Genomic DNA, 2,643 nt, shown 5'->3' on the forward strand with positions numbered 1-2,643 from the left:
GCAACTGATCACAAAAGTCGGGTTGGAGTACTAGATCTGGATCTGGATCTGGATCTGGCTCTGGCTCACTTTCGGTGGTGACGGAACGTTAGCCGAGCAGGATGCGGTGGCGTAGCAGGGGGAATCCTGCTCGGCCGTGCATCTGGCGCATGATCCGTTTGGTCTTGGTGTTCACGCCACCTGGCCGTACCGCGACCTGATCGCGCGGCTCGACTTCATCCCGGTCATCTCCGGGGAGCAGAACGAGAAGGACTGGCGCGACTGGACCGACGAGGGCCGGCAGAAGACCGTCATCGAGGAGTTCAAGAAGCCCCTGCCCGCGCTCGACGACCCGGCACCGGACCCGGCCGCTACCAGTACGGTCGCCTTCCTGCTGGTTAAGTCGATGCTGCTGACCGGCTTCGACGCGGCCGTCGACCAGGTGCTCTACCTCGACCAGCGGATCAAGGAAGCCGAGTTGCTCCAGGCCATCGCCCGGGTGAACCGCACCGCGCGGGGCAAGGCCAACGGCCACGTCGTCGACTACTTCGGCGTTGCCAAACACCTGCACGCCGCGCTGGAAGCGTATGCCGCCGAGGACATCGACGGGACGCTGGCAAGCATCACCGACGAGCTCCCGCTGCTGGCCGACCGGCACGCCCGGGTCCGCGCACTGTTCACCGACCGCGGCCTCGACAACACCCCGCCGACTCCCGACGGAGACCGCCGGATAGGTGCATGACGGCCGGGATACATCCTCGCCGAGGCGACAGCCGATCTCACCCTCACTACGGCCTGTAGTTGAGATCTACCGGTACGTCCAAGGCTCGAACCAAATGATCAGCGCTCGGCCTGGGCATCTTCCACTCGATCAACAGTTAGAACCTATAGAATTTATCTATTTGACCAGGTCAACGGCATAATTACAGATTGTGGTGGGGCGGGTGGGGCTCGAACCCGCGACCGACGGAAACACCGTCGCAGCCACGACGTCCACACCGCCGGCACGGTGCCGCACGTGTCGTCGAGGTGTCACCCTGTTCCCGTGGCCACACCGTCGATCCATCAGCCCAGCCAGCGCCGACTCACCGACAGCGACGATCCCGGGCCGAACGACGATCCCGAGCAGCTCCGGCTCTTCCACCGCTGGCGTGCGGCCCGGTCACCGTCGTCGGTGGTTCATCTCGACTCGGCCGGCGCGGCCCGCCCCAGTCGGGCCACGATCGCGGCCGAGACCGCGTACCTGGAGAGCGAGAGCGAACTCGGCGCGTACGCCGCCGAGGTGGAGGCAGGCAGCGGGCTCCACGCCACGCGGGCCAGGCTCGTCAGCCTGATGGGCCCGGGACTCGACGCTGACGACCTGAGCTTCCACCATTCGGCGAGCGCGGCTTTCGCCACCCTGCTGATGGCCTGGCGGCTCCCCGCCGGGGCGAGGATCGGCGTGGTACCGAGCGAGTACGGGTCCAACATGCTCGTACTCGCCGCCCGGGCGCTGCGCACCGCGGTCTCGCTAGTCGATCTTCCCGTCGACGAGACCGGGGTCATCGACGTCGAGACCCTCGACCGGGCCGGAGTGGCCTGCGCCGATGCACCCGGGCGCATCGGTCTCGCCGACCTCGACCTCGTGGTGTTTCCGCAGGTGCCAAGCCAACGGGGCATCGTTCAGCCGGCAGCCGCGATCGGTGCGCGCTGCGCGGCCGAAGGCGTCCCCCTGGTACTCGACGTGGCGCAGTCCCTCGGCCAGGTCGAGGTGAGCCAGACCGCGGCCAGCGCCTATATCGGAACGTCGAGAAAATGGCTCTGCGGGCCACGAGGAGCAGGATTTCTCGCCGTCCGGAAAGGCAGCGTCGATCTTCTTGATATCGCCGTGCCGAGCCTGCACAGCGCACGCTTCGACCGCAACGACCGTCCGGTTCCTCTCCCCGGACTGGCCCGGCTCGGGATAGGCGAGGCGGCGACCGTGTCCCGCATCGGCCTGGGGCAGGCCGTCACGGAACTGATGGATTCCGGCCCGTCACGTGTCTTCGCCCGCATCGCACGGCTGGCCGGTCAGGGAAGGCACCTTCTCGACGGGGCCGGCGGCTGGCGGGTGCGCGAGGACCCAGATTCGCCATGCGGCATCATCACCATGCAACCGCCCCCCGGCACCGATCCGGTGGCCGTCCGGGACCGGCTCTACCGAGAAGACCGGGTGCTCGCCAGTGCCATCCCCGTGGATCGCTCCCGGGATCTCACCGGGCCGGTCCTCCGCACGAGCGCGCACGTCTATACCGATCCGGCGGAGTTCGAAAGGCTGGCCATGGGGCTCGAGCGCATCGCCTACGATCGTTGACGTCTCGGCGGCCACCTGCCCGCAGGCCGACCAGCTCATCCAGGCGGCCAGCCCTGTCTTTCGGTCGATCGGTGACCGAGGGTTATCATGTTTCAGATCGTAGATCTGTCCCGGTCCTGTCGGCTCATCCTGGGCTGATGTTGCGGAACCGGAATGCGATAAATGCTGGTTCCTGGCGCAGCCGTTCGTAGCCAGTGGGGTCGCGGTCGCGAAGGGCGGGGATGGGCTGCGGCTCGACGAGGCGGTCCAGTCTGACGCCCGACCAGCCAGCGCATCTTCGGCTATCACCGCCCTCCTACGTGCCACTAGGGCCTGTTTGGGAAGTTTATCGG

The 2,643-nt window shown here is 67.0% G+C and carries 2 protein-coding genes; both read left to right on the forward strand.

Annotated features, from left to right (window positions below; translation table 11 throughout):
• The first annotated feature begins 136 nt into the window (after window positions 1-136).
• Window positions 137-721: a type I restriction enzyme subunit R domain-containing protein gene (locus AC08OU_RS24365; RefSeq protein WP_476602423.1), complete on the forward strand. Its 585-nt coding sequence runs from the start codon at window positions 137-139 to the stop codon at window positions 719-721.
• Window positions 722-1,024: 303 nt separating this feature from the next.
• On the forward strand, window positions 1,025-2,311 hold the full coding sequence (locus AC08OU_RS24370) for an aminotransferase class V-fold PLP-dependent enzyme (protein ID WP_476602424.1): 1,287 nt from the start codon (window positions 1,025-1,027) through the stop codon (window positions 2,309-2,311).
• Window positions 2,312-2,643 lie beyond the last annotated feature (332 nt).

The organism is Frankia sp. CcMO1, from assembly GCF_977945845.1.